This is a genomic window from Gemmatimonadota bacterium, from assembly GCA_009692115.1.
Classification (GTDB): Bacteria; Gemmatimonadota; Gemmatimonadetes; order Gemmatimonadales; family GWC2-71-9; genus SHZU01.
Genome location: SHZU01000001.1, coordinates 196,325 through 214,626 on the forward strand (window position 1 = coordinate 196,325; position 18,302 = coordinate 214,626).

At 65.0% G+C, this 18,302-nt stretch carries 17 protein-coding genes; 11 read left to right on the forward strand and 6 right to left on the reverse strand.

The genetic code is table 11. The annotated features are described in order from the left end of the window. The first annotated feature begins 5 nt into the window (after window positions 1-5). From pstA to EXR94_00990, 5 genes are read left to right on the forward strand one after another with little or no spacing between them, the layout of a single operon-like run. Window positions 6-803, forward strand: coding sequence for a phosphate ABC transporter permease PstA (gene pstA, locus EXR94_00970; GenBank protein ID MSR01300.1), 798 nt, complete (start codon window positions 6-8; stop codon window positions 801-803). Beyond that, window positions 796-1,602, forward strand: coding sequence for a phosphate ABC transporter ATP-binding protein (pstB, locus tag EXR94_00975; protein ID MSR01301.1), 807 nt, complete (start codon window positions 796-798; stop codon window positions 1,600-1,602). The genes pstA and pstB (EXR94_00975) overlap by 8 nt, the downstream gene beginning before the upstream one ends. After that, the gene (pstB, locus tag EXR94_00980; protein ID MSR01302.1) at window positions 1,599-2,378 is read left to right on the forward strand and encodes a phosphate ABC transporter ATP-binding protein; all 780 of its coding nucleotides are present in this window, start codon (window positions 1,599-1,601) and stop codon (window positions 2,376-2,378) included. Before pstB (EXR94_00975) ends, pstB (EXR94_00980) begins: the two co-directional genes overlap by 4 nt. After that, window positions 2,375-3,058, forward strand: a complete 684-nt coding sequence (phoU, locus tag EXR94_00985) for a phosphate signaling complex protein PhoU (GenBank protein ID MSR01303.1) — start codon at window positions 2,375-2,377, stop codon at window positions 3,056-3,058. Before pstB (EXR94_00980) ends, phoU begins: the two co-directional genes overlap by 4 nt. Further along, window positions 3,055-4,629, forward strand: coding sequence for a Ppx/GppA family phosphatase (locus EXR94_00990; protein ID MSR01304.1), 1,575 nt, complete (start codon window positions 3,055-3,057; stop codon window positions 4,627-4,629). Before phoU ends, EXR94_00990 begins: the two co-directional genes overlap by 4 nt. Here the strand turns inward: EXR94_00990 and EXR94_00995 are convergent. Genes EXR94_00995 through EXR94_01005 form a run of 3 tightly spaced genes read right to left on the reverse strand, consistent with a single transcriptional unit; the run spans window position 4,617 to window position 8,691 of the window. Then, entirely contained in the window at window positions 4,617-6,938 is a 2,322-nt protein-coding gene (locus tag EXR94_00995; protein ID MSR01305.1) for an aldehyde dehydrogenase family protein, read from the reverse strand. The two genes, EXR94_00990 and EXR94_00995, sit on opposite strands and share 13 nt — an antisense overlap. A gap of 50 nt (window positions 6,939-6,988) precedes the next feature. Continuing rightward, entirely contained in the window at window positions 6,989-7,942 is a 954-nt protein-coding gene (gene deoC / locus EXR94_01000; protein MSR01306.1) for a deoxyribose-phosphate aldolase, read from the reverse strand. A gap of 14 nt (window positions 7,943-7,956) precedes the next feature. Next, a complete protein-coding gene (locus EXR94_01005; GenBank protein ID MSR01307.1) occupies window positions 7,957-8,691 on the reverse strand; it encodes a rhomboid family intramembrane serine protease in 735 nt (244 codons plus the stop codon). Between the two features lie 114 nt (window positions 8,692-8,805). On the opposite strand from EXR94_01005, the gene EXR94_01010 reads away from it, so the two are divergent. The 6 genes from EXR94_01010 to EXR94_01035 all read left to right on the forward strand — a co-directional run bounded on the left by EXR94_01010 (window position 8,806) and on the right by EXR94_01035 (window position 15,588). Further along, window positions 8,806-9,732: a proline dehydrogenase gene (locus EXR94_01010; GenBank protein ID MSR01308.1), complete on the forward strand. Its 927-nt coding sequence runs from the start codon at window positions 8,806-8,808 to the stop codon at window positions 9,730-9,732. A gap of 43 nt (window positions 9,733-9,775) precedes the next feature. After that, a complete protein-coding gene (locus EXR94_01015; GenBank protein MSR01309.1) occupies window positions 9,776-11,509 on the forward strand; it encodes a hypothetical protein in 1,734 nt (577 codons plus the stop codon). Window positions 11,510-11,519: 10 nt separating this feature from the next. Then, window positions 11,520-11,753, forward strand: coding sequence for a hypothetical protein (locus EXR94_01020; protein MSR01310.1), 234 nt, complete (start codon window positions 11,520-11,522; stop codon window positions 11,751-11,753). A 71-nt stretch (window positions 11,754-11,824) separates the two neighbouring features. After that, on the forward strand, window positions 11,825-13,201 hold the full coding sequence (locus tag EXR94_01025; protein MSR01311.1) for a short-chain fatty acid transporter: 1,377 nt from the start codon (window positions 11,825-11,827) through the stop codon (window positions 13,199-13,201). A 1-nt stretch (window position 13,202) separates the two neighbouring features. After that, on the forward strand, window positions 13,203-14,687 hold the full coding sequence (locus EXR94_01030) for an aldo/keto reductase (GenBank protein ID MSR01312.1): 1,485 nt from the start codon (window positions 13,203-13,205) through the stop codon (window positions 14,685-14,687). A gap of 22 nt (window positions 14,688-14,709) precedes the next feature. After that, entirely contained in the window at window positions 14,710-15,588 is an 879-nt protein-coding gene (locus EXR94_01035) for a hypothetical protein (GenBank protein MSR01313.1), read from the forward strand. A gap of 20 nt (window positions 15,589-15,608) precedes the next feature. Here EXR94_01035 and EXR94_01040 read toward each other — a convergent pair whose 3' ends face one another. From EXR94_01040 to EXR94_01050, 3 genes are all read right to left on the reverse strand, one after another. After that, a complete protein-coding gene (locus EXR94_01040; GenBank protein MSR01314.1) occupies window positions 15,609-16,811 on the reverse strand; it encodes a hypothetical protein in 1,203 nt (400 codons plus the stop codon). Then, window positions 16,781-17,968, reverse strand: coding sequence for a hypothetical protein (locus EXR94_01045; GenBank protein MSR01315.1), 1,188 nt, complete (start codon window positions 17,966-17,968; stop codon window positions 16,781-16,783). Before EXR94_01045 ends, EXR94_01040 begins: the two co-directional genes overlap by 31 nt. Window positions 17,969-18,078: 110 nt before the next feature. Then, window positions 18,079-18,288, reverse strand: coding sequence for an Hsp20/alpha crystallin family protein (locus EXR94_01050; GenBank protein MSR01316.1), 210 nt, complete (start codon window positions 18,286-18,288; stop codon window positions 18,079-18,081). Window positions 18,289-18,302 lie beyond the last annotated feature (14 nt).

The following is an 18,302-nucleotide window of genomic DNA, read 5'->3' on the forward strand; positions in this document are numbered from 1 at the left end:
GGATCATGGTCGGCCTGTTGATGGCGGCCGTCTTGGTCGCGGTCACCCCGCTGGTGATGATTCTCGGCACCCTCATCATCAGAGGCGCCGGGAGCCTCAATCTCGACTTCTTTACCCAGACACCGGCCCCGGCCGGTGAGACGGGCGGCGGAGTAGCCCATGCGATCGTCGGCACCCTGATGATGGTCGGGATGGCCGGCTTGATCGGCCTCCCGATCGGAATCGGCGCCGGGATCTACTCGGCCGAGTATCCGAAGACCAAGCTTGCCACGACGGCCCGGTTTGTGGCCGATGTGATGAACGGAACCCCGTCCATCGTCGTCGGAGTGTTCGTCTGGACCTTGATCGTCGCCCGAGTAAAGCACTTCTCGGGGTTTGCCGGGAGCGTCGCGATGGCCATCATCATGATCCCGATGGTGCTCCGAACCACTGAGGAGATGATCAAACTGGTCCCGCACTCCCTCCGGGAGGCGGCCCTGGCACTCGGCTATCCCCGGTGGCGGACCAGCCTGTCGATTGTGGTTCGGACCTGCCTCCCGGGGATCGTCACCGGAAGCCTGCTCGCGGTTGCCCGGGTGGCCGGCGAGACTGCCCCCCTGCTCTTCACGGCACTGGGCAGCCAGTTCATGAGCCGCGATTTGTCGCAACCAATCGCAGCGCTCCCGCTGACGGTGTTTACCTACGCCACCGGACCATATGACGATTGGCACCGGATTGCCTGGGCCACGGCATTGGTCCTGATCTTGGTGGTGCTGGTGCTCAGTATCCTGGCCCGGTTGGCGACGAGGCAGCGCCATGGATGAGAGCTCGGCACTTGGCACTCGGCACTCGACGCTCGGCGGGGAGGCGCTGGTGCGGGTACGGACCGTGGGGCTGACGGCGTACTACGGGACGTTGGCGGCGGTGAAGGACGTCTCGATCGGGTTTGAGACCAACCGGGTCCACGCCCTCATTGGGCCGTCGGGGTGTGGGAAGTCGACTTTCTTGCGCACGATCAACCGGCTCCACGAAGTGGCGGGAGGCCACGTGACGGGGCGGGTGTTGCTCGACGGGGATGATGTCTACAGCAAACAAGTCAGCCTGACCCAGTTGCGGCGGCGGGTCGGGATGGTGTTTCAACGGCCGACGCCCTTTCCGACAATGTCGATCTACCAGAACGTGGCTGCGGGGCTGAAGGTCGGGGACCAACCGGCGCGGGCCCGCCTCGACGAGATCGTGGAGCGGGCGCTCCGACAGGCGGCACTCTGGGACGAAGTCAAAGACCGGCTCCAGGCCAGCGCCATGGCGCTCTCGGGGGGCCAGCAGCAGCGGCTTTGCATCGCGCGGACCATCGCACCCGAGCCGGAGGTCGTCCTCCTCGACGAGCCGACCGCCTCGCTCGACCCCCAAGGGACCCAACGGATCGAAGAACTGCTCTTCGGGCTCAAGGCGCATTTTACGATCATCCTCGTAACCCACAACATGCAGCAGGCGGCCCGGTCATCGGACACCACGACGTTCTTCTACCTGGGCGACATGATCGAGACCGGAGCGACGAAGCAGATGTTTACCACGCCGACGAATCCGCGAACCGAGGCCTATGTCACGGGGCGGTTCGGATGACGACCTCGGCACTCGGCGCTCGGCACTCGGCACTCGAGGCGGTGGGGTTTTCGTTCTACTACGGAGCCAGTCAGGCGCTATTTGATATTTCGTTTGGGCTCGACCGGCGGGCGGTGACGGCGATCATTGGGCCGTCGGGGTGCGGCAAATCGACCTTCTTGCGGTCGATCAATCGGATGAATGACCTCGTGCCGGGGGCGCGGTATGAGGGCCGGATCGAGATCGAAGGGGTCTCGATCTTCGACCGATCGACGGATCTCGTCAGCTTGCGGCGCCGGATCGGGATGGTGTTTCAACGGCCGAATCCGTTTCCGAAGACGATCTTCGAGAACGTCGCCTATGGGCCCCGACTCAATGCGTTAGTCCCCAAAAGTGAACTTTCCGAGGTCGTGGAACAGTGCTTGCGGCAGGCCGCCCTGTGGGACGAGGTCAAGGACCGGCTCAACCAGCCGGCCACGGGGCTATCCGGGGGCCAGCAACAGCGACTCTGCATTGCCCGCGCCCTGGGTAACCGGCCCGACATCCTGCTCATGGATGAGCCCTGCTCGGCCCTCGATCCGATCGCCACGCAGCGGATCGAGGAATTGATTTTCGAGTTGAAGCAACAGTACACTATTGTCATCGTGACGCACAACATGCAGCAAGCGGCCCGAGTCTCGGCAATGACTGGATTCTTCGACGCCGGCCGATTGATCGAGTACGGCGCGACCAATCAGATCTTCACCGCGCCGAAGCACGAGCGGACGGAAGCCTATATCACCGGGAGGTTTGGATGACCAGCGGAGGCCAGCGGCATTTTCACGACGAGTTGAGCCAAGTCAAGGTCCGGCTGCTCACGATGTCCAGCGAGGCGGAGGCGGCGGTCCAACTCGCCGTCGAGGCCCTGCTCGAACGGAGCGCCGAGAAGGCCGAGCGGGTCATCAAGGGCGACCGGGTCATCGACCTGATGGAGGTCGAGGTCGAGGAGCAATGCCTGAGCCTGCTGGCGCTCCAGCAACCGATGGCCAAGGACCTCCGGCTCCTCGTGGCCGGGATCAAAATCGCCAACGACCTCGAGCGGGTCGGCGATCACGCCGTCAACATCGCGCAATCGGCCGATCGCCTAGCCAAGCACCGGCCGATCACGCCCGAGCCGGAGATCCTCGAGATGGCCCGGTTGGCCCGCGAGATGTTGTCGGACGCACTTGAAGCCTTTGTCCGGGACGATGCGAATGCGGGCCGGGCAATTTGCCTCCGGGACGATAAGGTCGACGCCCTGAACCGGTCGATGTTCCGGATCCTCCTCACCCACATGATGGAGGATCCCCACTCGATCGGGTCCGGACTCGAGCTTCTCCTCGTGTCCCGGAACCTCGAGCGAATCGCGGACCTGGCGACGAACGTCGGGGAGGATGTAGTCTTCTTGGTGGAAGGCAAGTCGATCAAGCATCACGCCGAGGATTTCGGAGCCCAGTGACGGCCGCGAGCCACCCCCTTTCTCCCCCGGTTCCCGAGCGCATCGCCGCCATCGACGTCGGCTCGAACTCGATTCGGCTGTCAGTGGCGGAGTACGACCCCTCGAGCGGCCTTCGGATCATCGACGAAGTCAAAGACCAGCCGCGGCTCGCCATGGGGATTGCCGCCACCGGCAACCTCGACCAGCTCGCGATGGAGCGCGCGGTCGCCGTGATCAAGCGGATGAAGGAAGTCGCCGACCGTCGCCAGGTCAGCCGGATCCGGGCCGTGGCCACGTCGGCGGTGCGGGAAGCCGGCAACGGCCGCGAGTTCGTGAAACGGGTCAAGCGTGAGACCGGCATCACCCTCGAGGTCGTGACCGGTGATGTCGAGGCCAACCTGTCGTATCGGTCGGTGGCCCATCATTTCCAGCTCAACAACAAACGGGCCCTGATCGCCGACATCGGCGGGGGCAGCCTCGAGATGGTCGGCGCCGTGAACGGGCTGGTCGAGATCACCTCCTCGCTGCCCCTTGGGGCCGTGCGACTGACGGAAATGTGGATCGTCGGCGACCGGTCAATCCAGAAGGAAGTCGGTGACCTCAGGCGCTGGGTCCGGAAGCGGCTCCGGAAGGCCCTGGCCCGGCGCGAGTGGATCAACGCCACCATGATCGGCTCGGGCGGGACCTTCACCAACTTGGCCCGGATGGTGCGCGGGCGGCGCGGCTTCGACATCGGGGAGGCGGTGCATGGCGAGACCGTCACCACCGCCGAGGTCGAACAAATGCTGGAGTGGCTGCAGACCAAGACATCCGAGGAGCGAGGCGCCGTGCCCGGCCTCAACCCTCAGCGCGCCGACATCATCCTGGCCGGCCTCGGCGTCACTGCGGAGCTCCTCGACCTGATCGAGGCGCCGTCGCTCAGGGTCAGCGCCTACGGGCTCCGGGAAGGCCTCCTCCTCGAAATGGTTGGTGACGAACGAGCCTTGGCCGTCGATCCGCTCCGGGCCATGCGCGAGTTCGTGGACCGCTGCCAGGGCGACAAGCGCCATGTGGAGCAGGTCCGAGTCTTGGCCTTGGCTCTGTTCGACCGGCTCCATCATGTACTCCGGGCGCCACCCGCCGAGCGGGCCCTCCTCGAAGCGGCCACTCTGCTCCACGACGTGGGCCAGGTGGTCAGCTACCGAAGCCACCACAAGCACAGTTACCAATTGATCCTGCATGCCGACCGGCTCAGCCTCGGCTCGCGGGAGCGAACCCTGGTGGCCTTGATCAGCCGGTACCACCGCAAGAAGGGACCGAGCCGGAAGCATGCCGAGTTCATCCGGCTCTCGGAGGCCGACCAGGAGACGGTCCGGCGGCTCTCGGGAATCCTTCGGGTGGCCGACGGCCTCGACCGGGGCCATGCCGCGATGGTCGACCACATCTCCACCCGGCTCACCAAGGAGCAGCTTACGATCAGGGTCGGGCCCAAGAAGGCCGGCGCGGATCTCTCGCTCGAGGTGTGGGGCGCGTCCCGCAAGGCCGATGTGCTCGAAGGCGTCCTGGGCCGGAGTGTGGTGATTGCCCTCACCTCACCGGATCAGACCCCGTAGGGAACCCAGATGTTCTTGACTTGGGTGGCCTCGCGGAGAAACTCCTCACCGGCGCCCTCGGCGTCATCGAACCAATCGCGGGCCCGGCCGTAGTCGACCCAGGTCCGCTTCATGTTCCCGGCCGAGAGCCGCTCGACTTCCCCACTCATGGCCTCGGTGCCGAAATACCACATCCCGTCGACGTCGTCATGCCCAGCGAGCACCGGAGCCAGTTCCTGGACCCGGCCGGTCACGATGTTGATGACCCCGGCCGGCAGGTCCGAGGTGTCGAAGACCTGCGAGCACTCGAGGGCCGCCAGCGGGACGTCTTCCGACGGCACCACCACGACGGTATTCCCCATGGCCACAGCCGGCAGCACGGTGGACAGAAACCCGAGCAACGACGGCGACGGCGGCGCCACGATCCCAACGACGCCTAACGGCTCCGGCATGGCCAGCGTCACCGCCCGCATCGGCGTGGCGTGAACTCGTCCGTCGTACTTGTCGGCCCACGCCGCGGCCCGACCCACCCGCCGCACCGCCGCCGCCACCTCGACGTGGGCCGCCGCCTCCGTCAGACCCGCGGTCCGGACCAGCCCGCCGGCGAATTCATTCGCCCGGACCCCCAGATTCTCCCCGATGTAGTAGAGGATCTGAGCCCGCAGATGCGCCGTACTACGCCCCCACCCCCGGGCCGCCGCCTGCGCCGCCTCCACCGCGTTCCGGAGGTCCTTTCGATTCCCCAACCCAACCTCCCCCCCCGCCACCGCCATCATATACCCCGAGTCCGGCCGAACCTGTTTACCCCCGATATAGAGCTTGTAGGTTCGGCACTCGGCACTCGGCACTCGGCGCTCGGCGCCCAGCAACGCGGCCGAGTGCCGAGTGCCGAGTGCCGAGTGCCGAGTCACGTACTCAAAAAGGCCTTCGCGGCCGCCTTCCCGGCCGAAGCCGCTTTCCCGGTAGCCGCCGAAGCCGCTGGCGGCGTCGAAGACGTTGGTGCAGTTGATCCATACTGTGCCGGCTTTGACTTGGGGGGCGATGTCGAGCGCGGTATTGACGTTTTCGGTCCAAATGCTCGCGGCCAGGCCGAACCGGGTGTTGTTGGCAAGTTCGACGGCTTCGGCGGGCGTCCGAAAAGTCATGGCTACGACCACCGGGCCAAAGATCTCCACTTGAGCCACGGTGGATGCCGGCGCCACCTCGGTCAACATCGAGGGAGGATAGTAGAGACCGTCCGACGGACACTCCCAACTCGGTTGCCAGAGCGTGGCGCCTTCGGCAACACCTTGGGCCACTAGGGAACGGATCCGTTCCAACTGGACCGGGGCGACGATCGCGCCGATGTCGACGGCCTTGTCGAGCGAATCACCGACCCGGAGCGTTTCCATCCGAGCCCGGAGCTTGGCATAGAGTAGGTCGGCCACCGGCTCCTGGACCAGAATCCGGGAACCGGCACAGCAGACCTGGCCCTGATTGAACCAGATCGCGTCGACCACGCCCTCGACGACACTGTCGAGGTCGGCGTCGTCAAACACGATAAACGGCGATTTCCCTCCCAATTCGAGCGAGAGCTTCTTGCCGCTGCCCGCGGTGGCGATCCGGATGGTCCGGCCCACCTCGGTGGAGCCAGTGAAGGCAATCTTGTCGACGTCGGAGTGGTTGACGAGCGCCTCACCGGTGCGGCCATCGCCGGTGACAATATTAACGACGCCCGGCGGGAGCCCGGCTCCGGCGCAAATCTCCCCGAACAGCAGCGCCGTCAGCGGCGTGTACTCGGCCGGTTTAAGGACGACCGTATTTCCCATGGCAAGCGCGGGCGCAATCTTCCAGGCCAGCATCAGGAGCGGGAAGTTCCACGGAATAATCTGCCCGACGACCCCGACCGGCCCATAGCCCGGGAGCTCAGTCTCCATCAGTTCGGCCCATCCGGCATGGTGATAGAAGTGCCGCGCCACAAGGGGAATATCGATATCCCGGGATTCCCGGATCGGCTTCCCGTTGTCGAGGCTCTCGAGTACGGCCAGGAGCCGGCTGTGTTTCTGGACCTGCCGGGCCATCGCATAGAGATGAGTAGCCCGCCGGTGGCCCCCAATCGCGACCCAACCGGGTGCCGCCGCCCGCGCCGCGGCCACGGCCAGGTCGACGTCGGCTGGGGTGCCCTGCGACACCTCCGCCAACCGGGCGCCGGTGGCCGGATTCACCGTGACCAAGGTGTCCGCACCGGGGGCGGTGAAGTTGCCCCCGATGAAATGACCGAACCGGCGGCCGAACCGGTCGAGCCAGGCATTCGCCAGGGCGGGAGACTCAGGGGCCGGGCCCCAAGCCATCGAATCGAAGGCATCGCGAACGGTTCTCGACACAGGAGTCTCGGCGCTGGCTAGGGGAGCGGGTGACGGTGAGCGGCGGAGTATCGCCCGGTCAGGTGGAATTCGAGTTGGCGTTCGATGTCGGTCAGGAGCCCGCTGGCGCCGAACCGGAACAAATCGGGCCGGAGATAGCGGTCGCCGAGCTCTTCTTTGATCAGCGCCAACCAGTCGAGGGATTCCTTGGCCTTCCGGATCCCTCCGGCGGGCTTGAATCCAACGGTGTGGCCGGTGCGTTCCTGGTACGCTCGAATGGCCCGCGACATCACCAACCCGAACGACAAGGTGGCATTGGCGGTTTCTTTGCCAGTCGACGTCTTGATGAAATCGGCGCCGGCCATCATGCAGACCAGGCTGGCCCGGTAGACATCGCGCAGGGTGCCGAGTTCACCGGTGGCCAGAATCGTCTTGAGATGAGCGTCGCCGCAGGCGGCCCGGAAGGCCCGAACCTCGTCGTACAATGCCAGCCAGTTGCCGCCCAAGACGTGGGCCCGGGTGATGACGATGTCGATTTCCGCGGCGCCGGCCGCGACCGACGCCCGAATCTCGTCGACCCGCTGGGCAAACGGCGAGAGCCCGGCTGGAAATCCGGCGGAGACGGCCGCCACCGGAATCCCGCTCCCTTCGAGGGCCCGGACGGCGGCCTCGACGAAGACGTGATACACGCAGACGGCCGCCACCTGAATCGGGCGATCGGCGAAGCCCAGCGCTTCGAGCAGGTCATCCCGGACCGGTCGGCGGGCCTTGGCGCAGAGCCGCTCAACCCGCCGTACGGTGTCGTCACCCGAGAGGGTCGTCAGGTCCATGAGGGTGACCGCCCGGAGCAGCCACCCGAGTTGCCATTCTTTCTTGACCGTCCGGCGCTTGGTCAGGGTGTCGGCCCGCCGCTCGACGGCACTCCGGTTGATCCGGACCTCCCGGACCCAATCGAGATCGAGCGCCAGGCCGGGATTGCGGGGCAGCGGCATGCTCACGGTGGTTATCACGGCATCCGATGGGCCACGCGGGCCGCAATCAGATCAGGGTTCCGGAACATCAGGACGAACACCATACCGGCCACGAACCCACCGGCGTGAGCCCAAAAGGCCACCCCTCCGGATTCCGCCTGGAGCGTTGGAATGCCGCCGACGAGTTGGAGCAAGAACCAGTAGCCGAGCATCGCGACAGCCGGGACCGCAATCCGGGTGATGAAGATCCCCAGGAACACCACCATATGGACCCGGACCTTGGGGTAGAGAATGATGTAGGCGCCCATGACCCCACTGATCGCGCCGGACGCCCCGACCATCGGAATCGCGCTGCTCGGGTTGACCGCCGATTGAGCGGCCGCCGCCGCGACCCCGGTGGCCACATAGAACAGCAGGAACCGGAGTTTGCCCATCGAGTCTTCGACGTTGTTTCCGAAGACCCAGAGAAACCACAGATTGCCGAGCAGGTGAAGCCAGCCGCCATGAAGGAACATCGAGGTGAGGACGGTGAGCCAATTGGCGGCCACCGTTTCGCAGCCAATCGCCCCGGCGCCCGGCACCGGGGTACCCGGGGCCAGGTTGCCGAGCACCGCGCCGGGAATCAGACCCAGTTCGCAGACCGACGCCGACAACTGCGGTTCGGTCCCGAGGCCCTGGAGAAACACCCAGGCCGCGATGTTGAGCCCGATCAGCAGGAAGGTGACGACCGGCGTGGCCAGGGTCGGATTGTCGTCCTTGTACGGGAACATCCTACAATATAAGGCCAAACCGGAACCCCACCCGGCCCCTCCGTTCGTCCGAGGCGACCGACGCGGCGGCGGTTATATTCAGACCTGGAATCCACCTGCCGCGCAAGGTTCATCATGTCGATTGCCAGGTCCCTCATTCTTCGGGCCGCCGAGAGCCAGTGGCTGGCCGGTCAGATGTCGCGCCGCTCGTTCTCCCGGCGGGCCATTCGAAGGTTCATGCCCGGCGAGGAACTGGCGGACGCGATCGGCGCCGCCGCAACGCTCCAGGGCCAGGGGATGGGATCGTTGTTCACTCGGCTGGGGGAAGGATTGACGAAGCAGGCGGACGCCGACGCGGTGCGGGACCACTACCTCGACGTGTTCGACCAACTGGCGGCCCGCAAGCTCACGACTTGGATCTCGATCAAGCCAACCCAATTGGGACTCGACTTGAGCGCCGACAAGTGCCTGAAATACTTGGATACGCTCGCAGCCAAAGCCGTCAGCACCGGGTCGTCACTCTGGATCGACATGGAGGACTCGACCTACGTCGACCGGACCCTGGGCCTCTACCGGGAACTGAAGGCCAAGTACGAGCCGGTCGGCCTGGCTATCCAGTCGTACTTGTTTCGGACCCCGAAGGACATCGAAGGTCTCCTGCCGCTCAAGCCGTGGATTCGGCTGGTCAAAGGGGCGTACGCCGAGCCGGCGGCAATCGCTTTCCCCGTCAAGCGCGATAACGATTGGGCCTTCTACGATCTTTCGCTCAAGATGCTGGAAGGCGTCAAGACGTATGGCGGGTTGGCCGTATTCGGTACCCATGACATCACCCTGTTGCAGCGAATCGTCGCGTCCGCCAAGGAACGGGGGGTCAAGCCAGGGCAGTACGAGATCCACATGCTGTACGGGATCCAGACCGCCGCGCAACGCGACTTCGTGGCCCAAGGCGAGGCGGTGAAAGTCCTGATCAGCTACGGCCACGCCTGGTTCAAATGGTATATGCGGCGCCTGGCGGAGCGGCCGGCCAACGTGATGTTCGTGCTGAAGAGTTTGGTCGGCTAGGGACGCCCCCTGACAAGGCGCCCCGGCGGCGGCATCTTACGGGATGAAAACAGCCCTCGTCTTGGCATCCGCAGCGAGTCTGGCAAGCGCACTCCCCTTGCCCGCCCAGACCCCGCCCCGTTTTTCGGTCTCGTTCCCCGTTAGCCGGTCTGCCACGCCTCAGGACGGGCGGGTCCTCCTCCTTCTCTCGGCCGACTCGACCGCGGAACCCCGATTTCAGATCGCGGACGGTCTGACGACCCAACTGGTGTTCGGGATCGACGTCGACGGCATGAAGCCCGGGCAAACCGTCACGGTCGACGCCAAGGCCTGGGGCTACCCGCTCCGGAGCCTCACCGACGTACCCCCGGGGCGCTACCGGGTCCAGGCGGTACTCAACCGGTACCAGACCTATCGTCGGAGTGACGGACACACGGTCAAGCTCCCACCGGACCAAGGCGAGGGGCAGCAGTGGAACACCAAGCCGGGGAATCTTTTTAGTGTTCCGCGGTGGGTGGAGATTGGTGGGCTCGGCACTCGGGGCTCGGCGCTCGGCACTCGGCTGGAGCTGACTGAGGTGGTGCCGACGGCGGAGGCGCCGGTCACGTCGGAGTACATCCGGTACGAGAGGATTCAGAGCCGGCTCCTGACGGAGTTTTGGGGGACGCCGACGTTCTTGGCGGCGTGGGTGTTGCTTCCGGCTGGGTTCGATCGGCATCCGGAGGCGCGGTATCCCCTGGTGGTGAGCCATGGGCATTTTCCAGCTCAGTTCGGGGGGTTCCGCCCGGAGCCGCCTGACCCGAACCTCAAGCCGGACTATAGCGCCCGGTTCAGCTTGGCGGGCTATAACCGGATTCAGCAAACCCTGGCCCATCAGTTCTACCAGGATTGGACCGGGCCCAGCTTTCCCCGAGCCCTGCTGGTCGAGATCCAGCATCCGACGCCGTACTACGACGATTCGTACGCGGTCAACTCCGCCAACAACGGCCCCTACGGCGACGCGATCATGCGGGAGCTGATTCCGCACATCGAACGCAAGTACCGGGGCATCGGCCAGGGCTACGCCAGGATTACCTACGGCGGTTCGACCGGCGGCTGGGAAGCCATGGCGGTGCAGATGTTCTATCCGGACGAATTCAACGGGGCTTTTGTTGCCTGCCCCGACCCGATCGACTTTCGCCAGTTTACCAACATCGATCTCTATCGGGAGTCGAACGCTTACTGGCCCGACTCCAAGTGGAAGCGGACCCTCCGGCCCGGACACCGCAACTACCTCGGCCACGTCGACGCCACCGTCCAGGACGGGAACTACCACGAATTGGCCATTGCCACCAAGGGCCGAAGCGGAGGGCAATGGGATGTCTGGCAGTCGGTGTTTTCCCCGGCCGGACCCGATGGGTACCCCAAGCCGATCTACGACAAGGTGACCGGCCGGATCGATCAGTCGGTTGCCGAGTATTGGAAGGAAAACTATGACCTCTCCCACATCCTGCGGCGGGATTGGAAGACTCTCGGCCCCAAGCTCAAGGGCAAGCTCCACATCTATGTCGGGGACATGGACAACTACTATCTCAACAACGCCGTCTACCTGGTCGAAGACTTTCTCAAGACGGCCACCCCCGCGGCCGACGCGGTCGTCGACTACGGCGATCGCGCCGAGCACTGCTGGAACGGTGACCAGGCCCGTTCCAACGCCTATTCGCGGCTCCGCTACCACCAAATGTTCATCCCCCGGATCATCGACCAGATCCGGAAAAACGGCCCACCACATGCAGACACGCTGAGCTGGCGCTACTAGGAGGTTTTCAATGGCGTTTCGGAAATTCGTCGATCGGGACGGACACGAGTGGGAAGTGCGACCCCGGACCCGATCCGACTGGGACTTGGCCCCGTTCGGCGGGAATCCGCACCGGTCACGAAACGCGCCCTCGCCGGGGTACGAGAAGGACCCATTCGAGTTGAGCCGGGAGGAGCTGCAGACGCTGCTCGACTCGGCCCCGATCCCGAAGCCGCGGGCCAAGAAATCTCCCTTTGGGGACTGAGCGACTAGGCACGGGACTGGAGCAACCACGATCCGGGCGGTAGTTTAACCCAACCCCACCACCAAGGCTCAATGGCTGACGCTACCCCGGCGCCTGTCGACCGGCTGACCCGATTTTCCCATATCATCGGCCGAATCATCCCGGACGCCATGTCCACCGCCGTCGCGATGCTGGTCCTGCTTGCGCTGGCGGCGTTGGCCATCGGTAATTCGGGCGCCACTGTGATGGACGCGTTTTACCGCGGCCTCTGGATGATGGTGCCGTTTACCATGCAGATGACGCTGATCCTGGTCTTAAGCTCGACGCTTGGGGCTGCCCCGATCTTCCGTCGGATCGTGGCCCGGTTGTCCCGAATCCCGACCACCCGGGGCGGCGTCGTCTCGCTGGCCTGTTTCGTGGTGGCCTGCCTGGCCTATCTCTACTGGGGCTTGGCCATGGCGCTCGGTCCCCTGGTGGCCATCTATTTTGCCCGTGAGGCCGAGCAGAAGGGGATCTCGATCGACTTCCCGTTCCTCTTGGCGACCACGACCGCCGCCGGCTCGATTTGGCAGTTCGGCCTCTCGTCGACGCCTGCCCTTTTGATGAACACGCCAGGTCATTTTCTCGAAAAGCACACCGGGTTGATGCCGCTCTCGACGACGCTGTGGGCCCCGGCAACTTTAGTCTTCATCGCGGTGTTTTTCGTGGCCGTGATTGTTGCGGCCCGGTGGCTCAACCCGAGCCGGCCCGAGCCGCTGTCGCAATTCCCGGACGCCTACCAACTCGCCGACCCGATCGCCGTGGCCGCAGCGGAACCGATCGACATGAGGGCGGTTGCCCCGAGCCTCTCGGACCGAGTCGAGCGGAGCTCGGTCCCGCTATTGGTACTCTGCGCGGCGCTCGCGGCCTGGGTCTATTACCATTTTGCGGTCAAAGGCCTGGGTCTCGATCTCAACTCGCTCAACACCGTCCTCTTGATACTGGCGTTGCTCGTCCATCGCACCGTCAAGAACTTCACCACCGCGCTCCAGACGGCCATTCTCTCGTGTTGGCCCATCGTAGTGATGTACCATCTCTACGGCGGGGTGGCGGGCCTGATTCAGTTTACCACCGTGGGCACCGAGTTTGCGGGGGCGTTTGCCGCGATTGCAACGCGATACACGTTCCCGTTTCTCACCACCCTCGCGTCCACCATCGTTGCGACCTTCGTGCCGTCGAGCGGAGGCCAATGGGCCATCCAAGGCTTCGTGACCGCCACCGCCGCGGACGCGGTCGGCGTCTCGGTCCAACGCGGCCTCCTGGCCGTCGGGATCGGCGACCAAATGGGCAACCTGATCACTCCGTTCTGGGCCGCAATCGGGGCCGGAATGGCCCGGATCGACTTCCGTCGTTTCATCGGCTACCAGTTTGCCTATGCCGCGATTTGGTTCGTGCTTGGCGTCCTGATCTTCACGTTCCTCCCCGCCTGACATGACCGAGGTTGAACGGTGCCGGCTCGGGGTCGGCTTGGAAGCATCGCGAGTCGTCACCGGCCTCTGGCAGATTGCGGACATGGAGCGGGACGGCCGGGTCCTCGACCTCGAGGCCGTGGCGGAATCGATGGCGCCTTATGCCGAGGCCGGCCTGACCAGCTTCGACATGGCGGATCACTACGGGTCGGCTGAGATCGTGGCCGGGCGGTTCCGGAGTCGGACCACGCGCCCGGTCGAATTGTTCACCAAGTGGGTCCCGACCCCCGCCGCCGGCAGCCGCGCGGAGGTCCGGGAGGCCGTCGAGCGGGCGCTCGAGCGGATGGCGATGCCGGCCCTCGACCTGCTCCAGTTCCACGCCTGGAACTACGCTGACCCGAGCTGGCTCGATCGGCTGTTCTGGCTCGACGAACTCCGCCACGCGGGCCTTATCCGGCACCTGGGCCTCACGAATTTCGACACGGCTCATCTACGGATGGTGGTGGCATCGGGAATTCCGGTGGTGTCGAATCAGGTCTGCTTTTCGTTGCTCGACCAGCGTCCGGCCCGGGCGATGACGGCCCTCTGCGCGGCGACCGGCGTCAAGCTGCTCTGCTACGGAACGGTGGCCGGCGGCTATTTGACCGAACGCTGGCTCGGCAAACCGGCCCCAGCCACCGATCCTGGGGCCACGTGGTCGGAGATGAAGTACGGGCGGTTCGTCACGGAGGCCGGCGGGTGGGAGTCGCTCCAGCAGGTGCTGGCGGTGGTGCATCGGATTGCCGGTCGTCACCAGGTGTCTATGGCCAACGTGGCCACGCGCTTCATTCTCGATCACCCGGGCGTTGGGGCCGTCATCATCGGCGCTCGCCTCGGTCAGTCGAGTCACTTGGCTGACAACCTTCGCGTCTTTGACGTTCATTTCACCGAGGCCGATCGGGCCGAACTCCAGGCGAGCCTCGGCGAGTTGACCCCGATCCCCGGCGACTCAGGCGACGAGTACCGGAAACCGCCATATCTGACTGCCTCCGGCGATCTCAGTCATCATGTCAGCGCGTTCCCCTCACCCTACCCCGTGCGGCCGGGCACCGGCGGCAAGACGCTCGCTCAATCCGGCACCAGTTGGGAATCCTTGGCCGGTTACTCCCGAGCCATCCGGATCGGCAACCGAATCCTGGTGAGCGGTACCACCGCCACTCACGGCGACCGGCTCATCGGCGGCGACGACCCGGCCGCCCAAACCCACGCGGTCGTCGACAAGATTGAAGGCGCCCTTCAGTCGCTCGGCGGTCGCCTGGACCAGGTAGTCCGGACCCGGATCTTCGTTCGCGACCTCGCTGATTGGGAGCCGGTAGCCCGGGCCCACGGCGAGCGGTTTGCCGGAATCCTGCCCGCCAACACCCTGGTCCGAGCCGAATTGATCGGACCGGAGTACCGAGTCGAGATCGAAGCCGAGGCCGTCGTCGACGGCAGCTACATTGACCTGCCACCCCGCTCACATTCCTGACCCCGATCGGAGTTTCCAGCCCATGCCCGTTCGTCTTCGTGCCGCCCTGCTCCTCCTGGCCCTTGCCGCAACCCCGGCGAGCGCCCAGCAGAAACTCAAGATCTACATCTCGGTCGATATGGAGGGCATTGCCGGGGTCGTATCCAATGCCCAGGCCGGCGGCACGGACTATGAGTGGGCCCGCCCGCTGATGCTGGCAGAAACCAACGCCGCCATCGCCGGGGCGTTCGAGGCCGGCGCCACCGAGGTCGTGGTCAACGACGGACACGGGAGCCACACCAATCTCCGGGCCGACCTGCTCGACCGCCGAGCCACCCTGATTTCGGGAAGTCCCAAACCGATGGGGATGGTCGAGGGGCTCGATGGAACCTTCGACGCGGTCATCCTGATCGGATACCACGGTCATGCCAACCAGGTCGATGCGGTGATGGGTCACACGTATAGTCACGCCCTGCGGCACGTCCTGATCAACGGCCGCGAAGTCGGTGAATACGGCACGGCCGGCATGGTGGCTGGCTACTACCGGGTGCCGGTGGCGTTCGTCTCCGGCGACAAGGTGTTCGCCGAGGAGGCCAGGAAGTTCTTTCCCGGCGTGGAGGCGCTCGCGGTGAAGGAGGGGATCGGGTTTACGGCAGCCAAGACCCTGCACCCCGCCGTTGCCCGGGAGCGGATCACCGCCGGGGTCAAGACGGCCCTGGCCCGGCGGGCGGAGATGAAGCCGGTGTCGTTTACGGCGCCGATTACCCTCGAGGTCGAGTTGGGCTTGGCGTCCGACGCCGATGCCGTGATGTTCGTGCCCGGCATGGAGCGGGTCAGCGGATCGACCGTGAGGTATCGGGCCGCTGACGCCCTGGTCGCCTATAAGGTATCGCGCCTGATTCGGATGTTGGCGCGGAACTAGCCCGCGGGCCGTGCTCAGGATCAGCGATCAGGGCCAAGCGGGACGAAGCGTCCGTCATCGATTTGCCCCGCCCGGATCCGATAGACGACGAAGCCGGACGGAAACGAGAGATCCGCCCGGTGGCTTGGACCGACCACCGCCGCCGTCTGATAGAACCGAGTCGGGACGCCTTCGTATTTGAGTTGCTCCCGGACATGCATGTGTCCGCCGAGGGCCAACGGAAACGGGTGACCCTTGATCGAGGCGATGATCGCACCCGCATTCGAGACCGTGTGCCGGAACGCGACCTTACCCCGAACCGAGATCGCGGTTGGGGCGGGAGGCCCGTCCATAAAGCCGTTGACCGTTTCGACCGCGGTGAAGAATGGAATGTGGTTAAATGTCACGACCGGGGTCGCGGCCGGAACCACGGCTAAGTCCCGCACCAGCCATCCGGCTTGGACACTATCGACGTGGCCGTAATAGGACTGATCCTCGATATCGACGCTGTTGAGTCCGACGAAATGGATCCCGCCATAGTTGAACGAGTAATAGTCGGGCCCCCGATAGTGCCGATACATGGCCCGGCCGTAGCGGGGGTGGTCGATGGTGGCGTGGGACTTGTCCCGCTCGATTCCGAAGATCTCGTGGTTGCCCGGCACCGTGTAGAGCGGGCCCGGAAACCTGGCCGCCTCGGCCTCGAACAACTCGTAGTAGCCCGTGGCCTCGGCCTCCGGTACCCGAAGGGCGTCCCGGACCAGGTCGCCCGTAATGACTGAAAACGCCGGCTTGATCGAGTCAACCAAAGCGCGAAGCCGGGCGGTCCGGGGTTGGCTTTCGGCGCTGACATGAGTGTCGGAGGCGTGGACGAAGAGGAATTCGCCCGGGACGGGCACCTTCCGGAGCGGAAAGTCGATCGGAGCCGCCCCGCCGGCGGGTACCCGCTTCCAGAATGACCCGACGGCCTGGTACCCAGTGGGGGTGCTGACGAACACGAAACCGAATCCGTCGGTGCCCCCAATTCGAAACGACCCATCGGCGGCACTCACCACCACGTCGGCCTGATCGGATACGGCCACCCCGGCGATCCCGGGTTCGCCTGGGCTCCGGCGGCCGTCACCGTTCCGATCGAGAAATACCACTCCGGAAACTCCGGCTGCCACCGGTACGACGACCGGCGCCCCAACGAGGGCGCCGGCAAGAAGTAGTTGGCTCACAAAGCGGTGACAAATCCCAAGCCCCATCGGAGCGTCTCCTGTTTGACGTCGTAGGTGGCCTCGAGGGTCCACCGGAAGTTCCGCTGCTCGGCCCGGCCGAATCCGGCGGACATCGTTTCGTACCGGTTGACGCCGGTGGGGCCACCGAGACGGACGTTGAGCAGCGGCCGGTCGGCGGACACGAGATTGTAGAGCCCAAACCCATACCAGCGCGATTTCGGCGGCCGGACGATCAACTCGGCGAACCCGCCGTCGAGGACGGCCTCCAGCTCGTTGGCCGTGAACGTCGGGCGCGTCTCGGAGCGATGAATGTACTGGCCATTCAGCTCGAAGGTCTTGCCACCGATCGTCGCATCGATGCCGAACATCCTGGTCCGGCTTCCGACGCCACCGCTTTCGGTCTTGCCGGTGTATCCGAAGGTACCCAGATGGAGATTCTCGCCAAAATCACGACTGATATGGAAGAAGACGCTCTTGAAGGGATCCTGATCGAACCGCCGATTGCTCTCTGCCCCTCCCGCGCCGTTGCCGTTCAGGAGTTGCCCGGTCAACCCGAATCCAGCGACATCGGCAGTGGCCACGATGCCGCGATCGTACGTCAGGTCGACCGGCGAATCACCGAGCCGGGCCCGATACACCGCGTAGTCCTCGAACTCCAGCCGGAGCTCGCGTTTGAAGAGCGGGTCGGACACCTGAAACTGCCCGACCACGAGGTCGATCGGCTTCCCGCCGATGTCGTTGACCTGGAGAAAGGCGTCCTCCACCCCTCCGATCTCACCTCGTTCGGCCAAGAAGGTGTAGAAGTAGTAGGAGAGTTTCTTCGAGATGGTGCCCGACGACAGGATCTTGAGGCCGTACGGGGTCTGGAAGTCCGTGGCCGCTCGGCCACCCGAGTACGACTGGGCGTAGGCCTCGAGCCGCATCGCGAGCGGAAACTGATTGGCGAGCTGGAGCAGCGGGTCGCCGGTATTGATGGTGTCGCGGGGCGCTTCGTTCGAGGCAAACCGGAACCCGTTGGCGGCAAACTGCTCGCCAAATGCCGTGAGCTTCGGAATCGGGTTGTGGCAGAGCGCGCAGCTGACTTTGTATTTCCTGGCAAAGACCGGGATCGCGGCGGCGGGCTCGGGACGCAGGAGCCCAACCGCCGTCACCAGGCTGAGGAGAGGAAGGACTTTCGATCGCATCGCAATACCTATGGTCGTAGGGCGTGGACTTGATCCCCGAACTTAACGAGAAACCGCTCCCGGGGCCGACAGGTACCGGGAGCGGCGGCGAAGCTGCCCGAGTGGTGGGGTTACTTGATCGTGATCTTACTCTTCATGGCCGGCTCCATCTTCGGAAGCCGCAGCGTTCGGGCAAACCGTCCCTCGATCCTTTCCTCCCAGAGGAAGTCCTCACCCTTTTCCTCTTTGCGGAGCTCTCTCTTTCCGCCGACCGTCAGAAGGTTCCCATCCAGGTTCACCTCAAGATCGTCCCGGATCACGCCGGGGATCTCCATCCGCACCACGTACTCCTTCG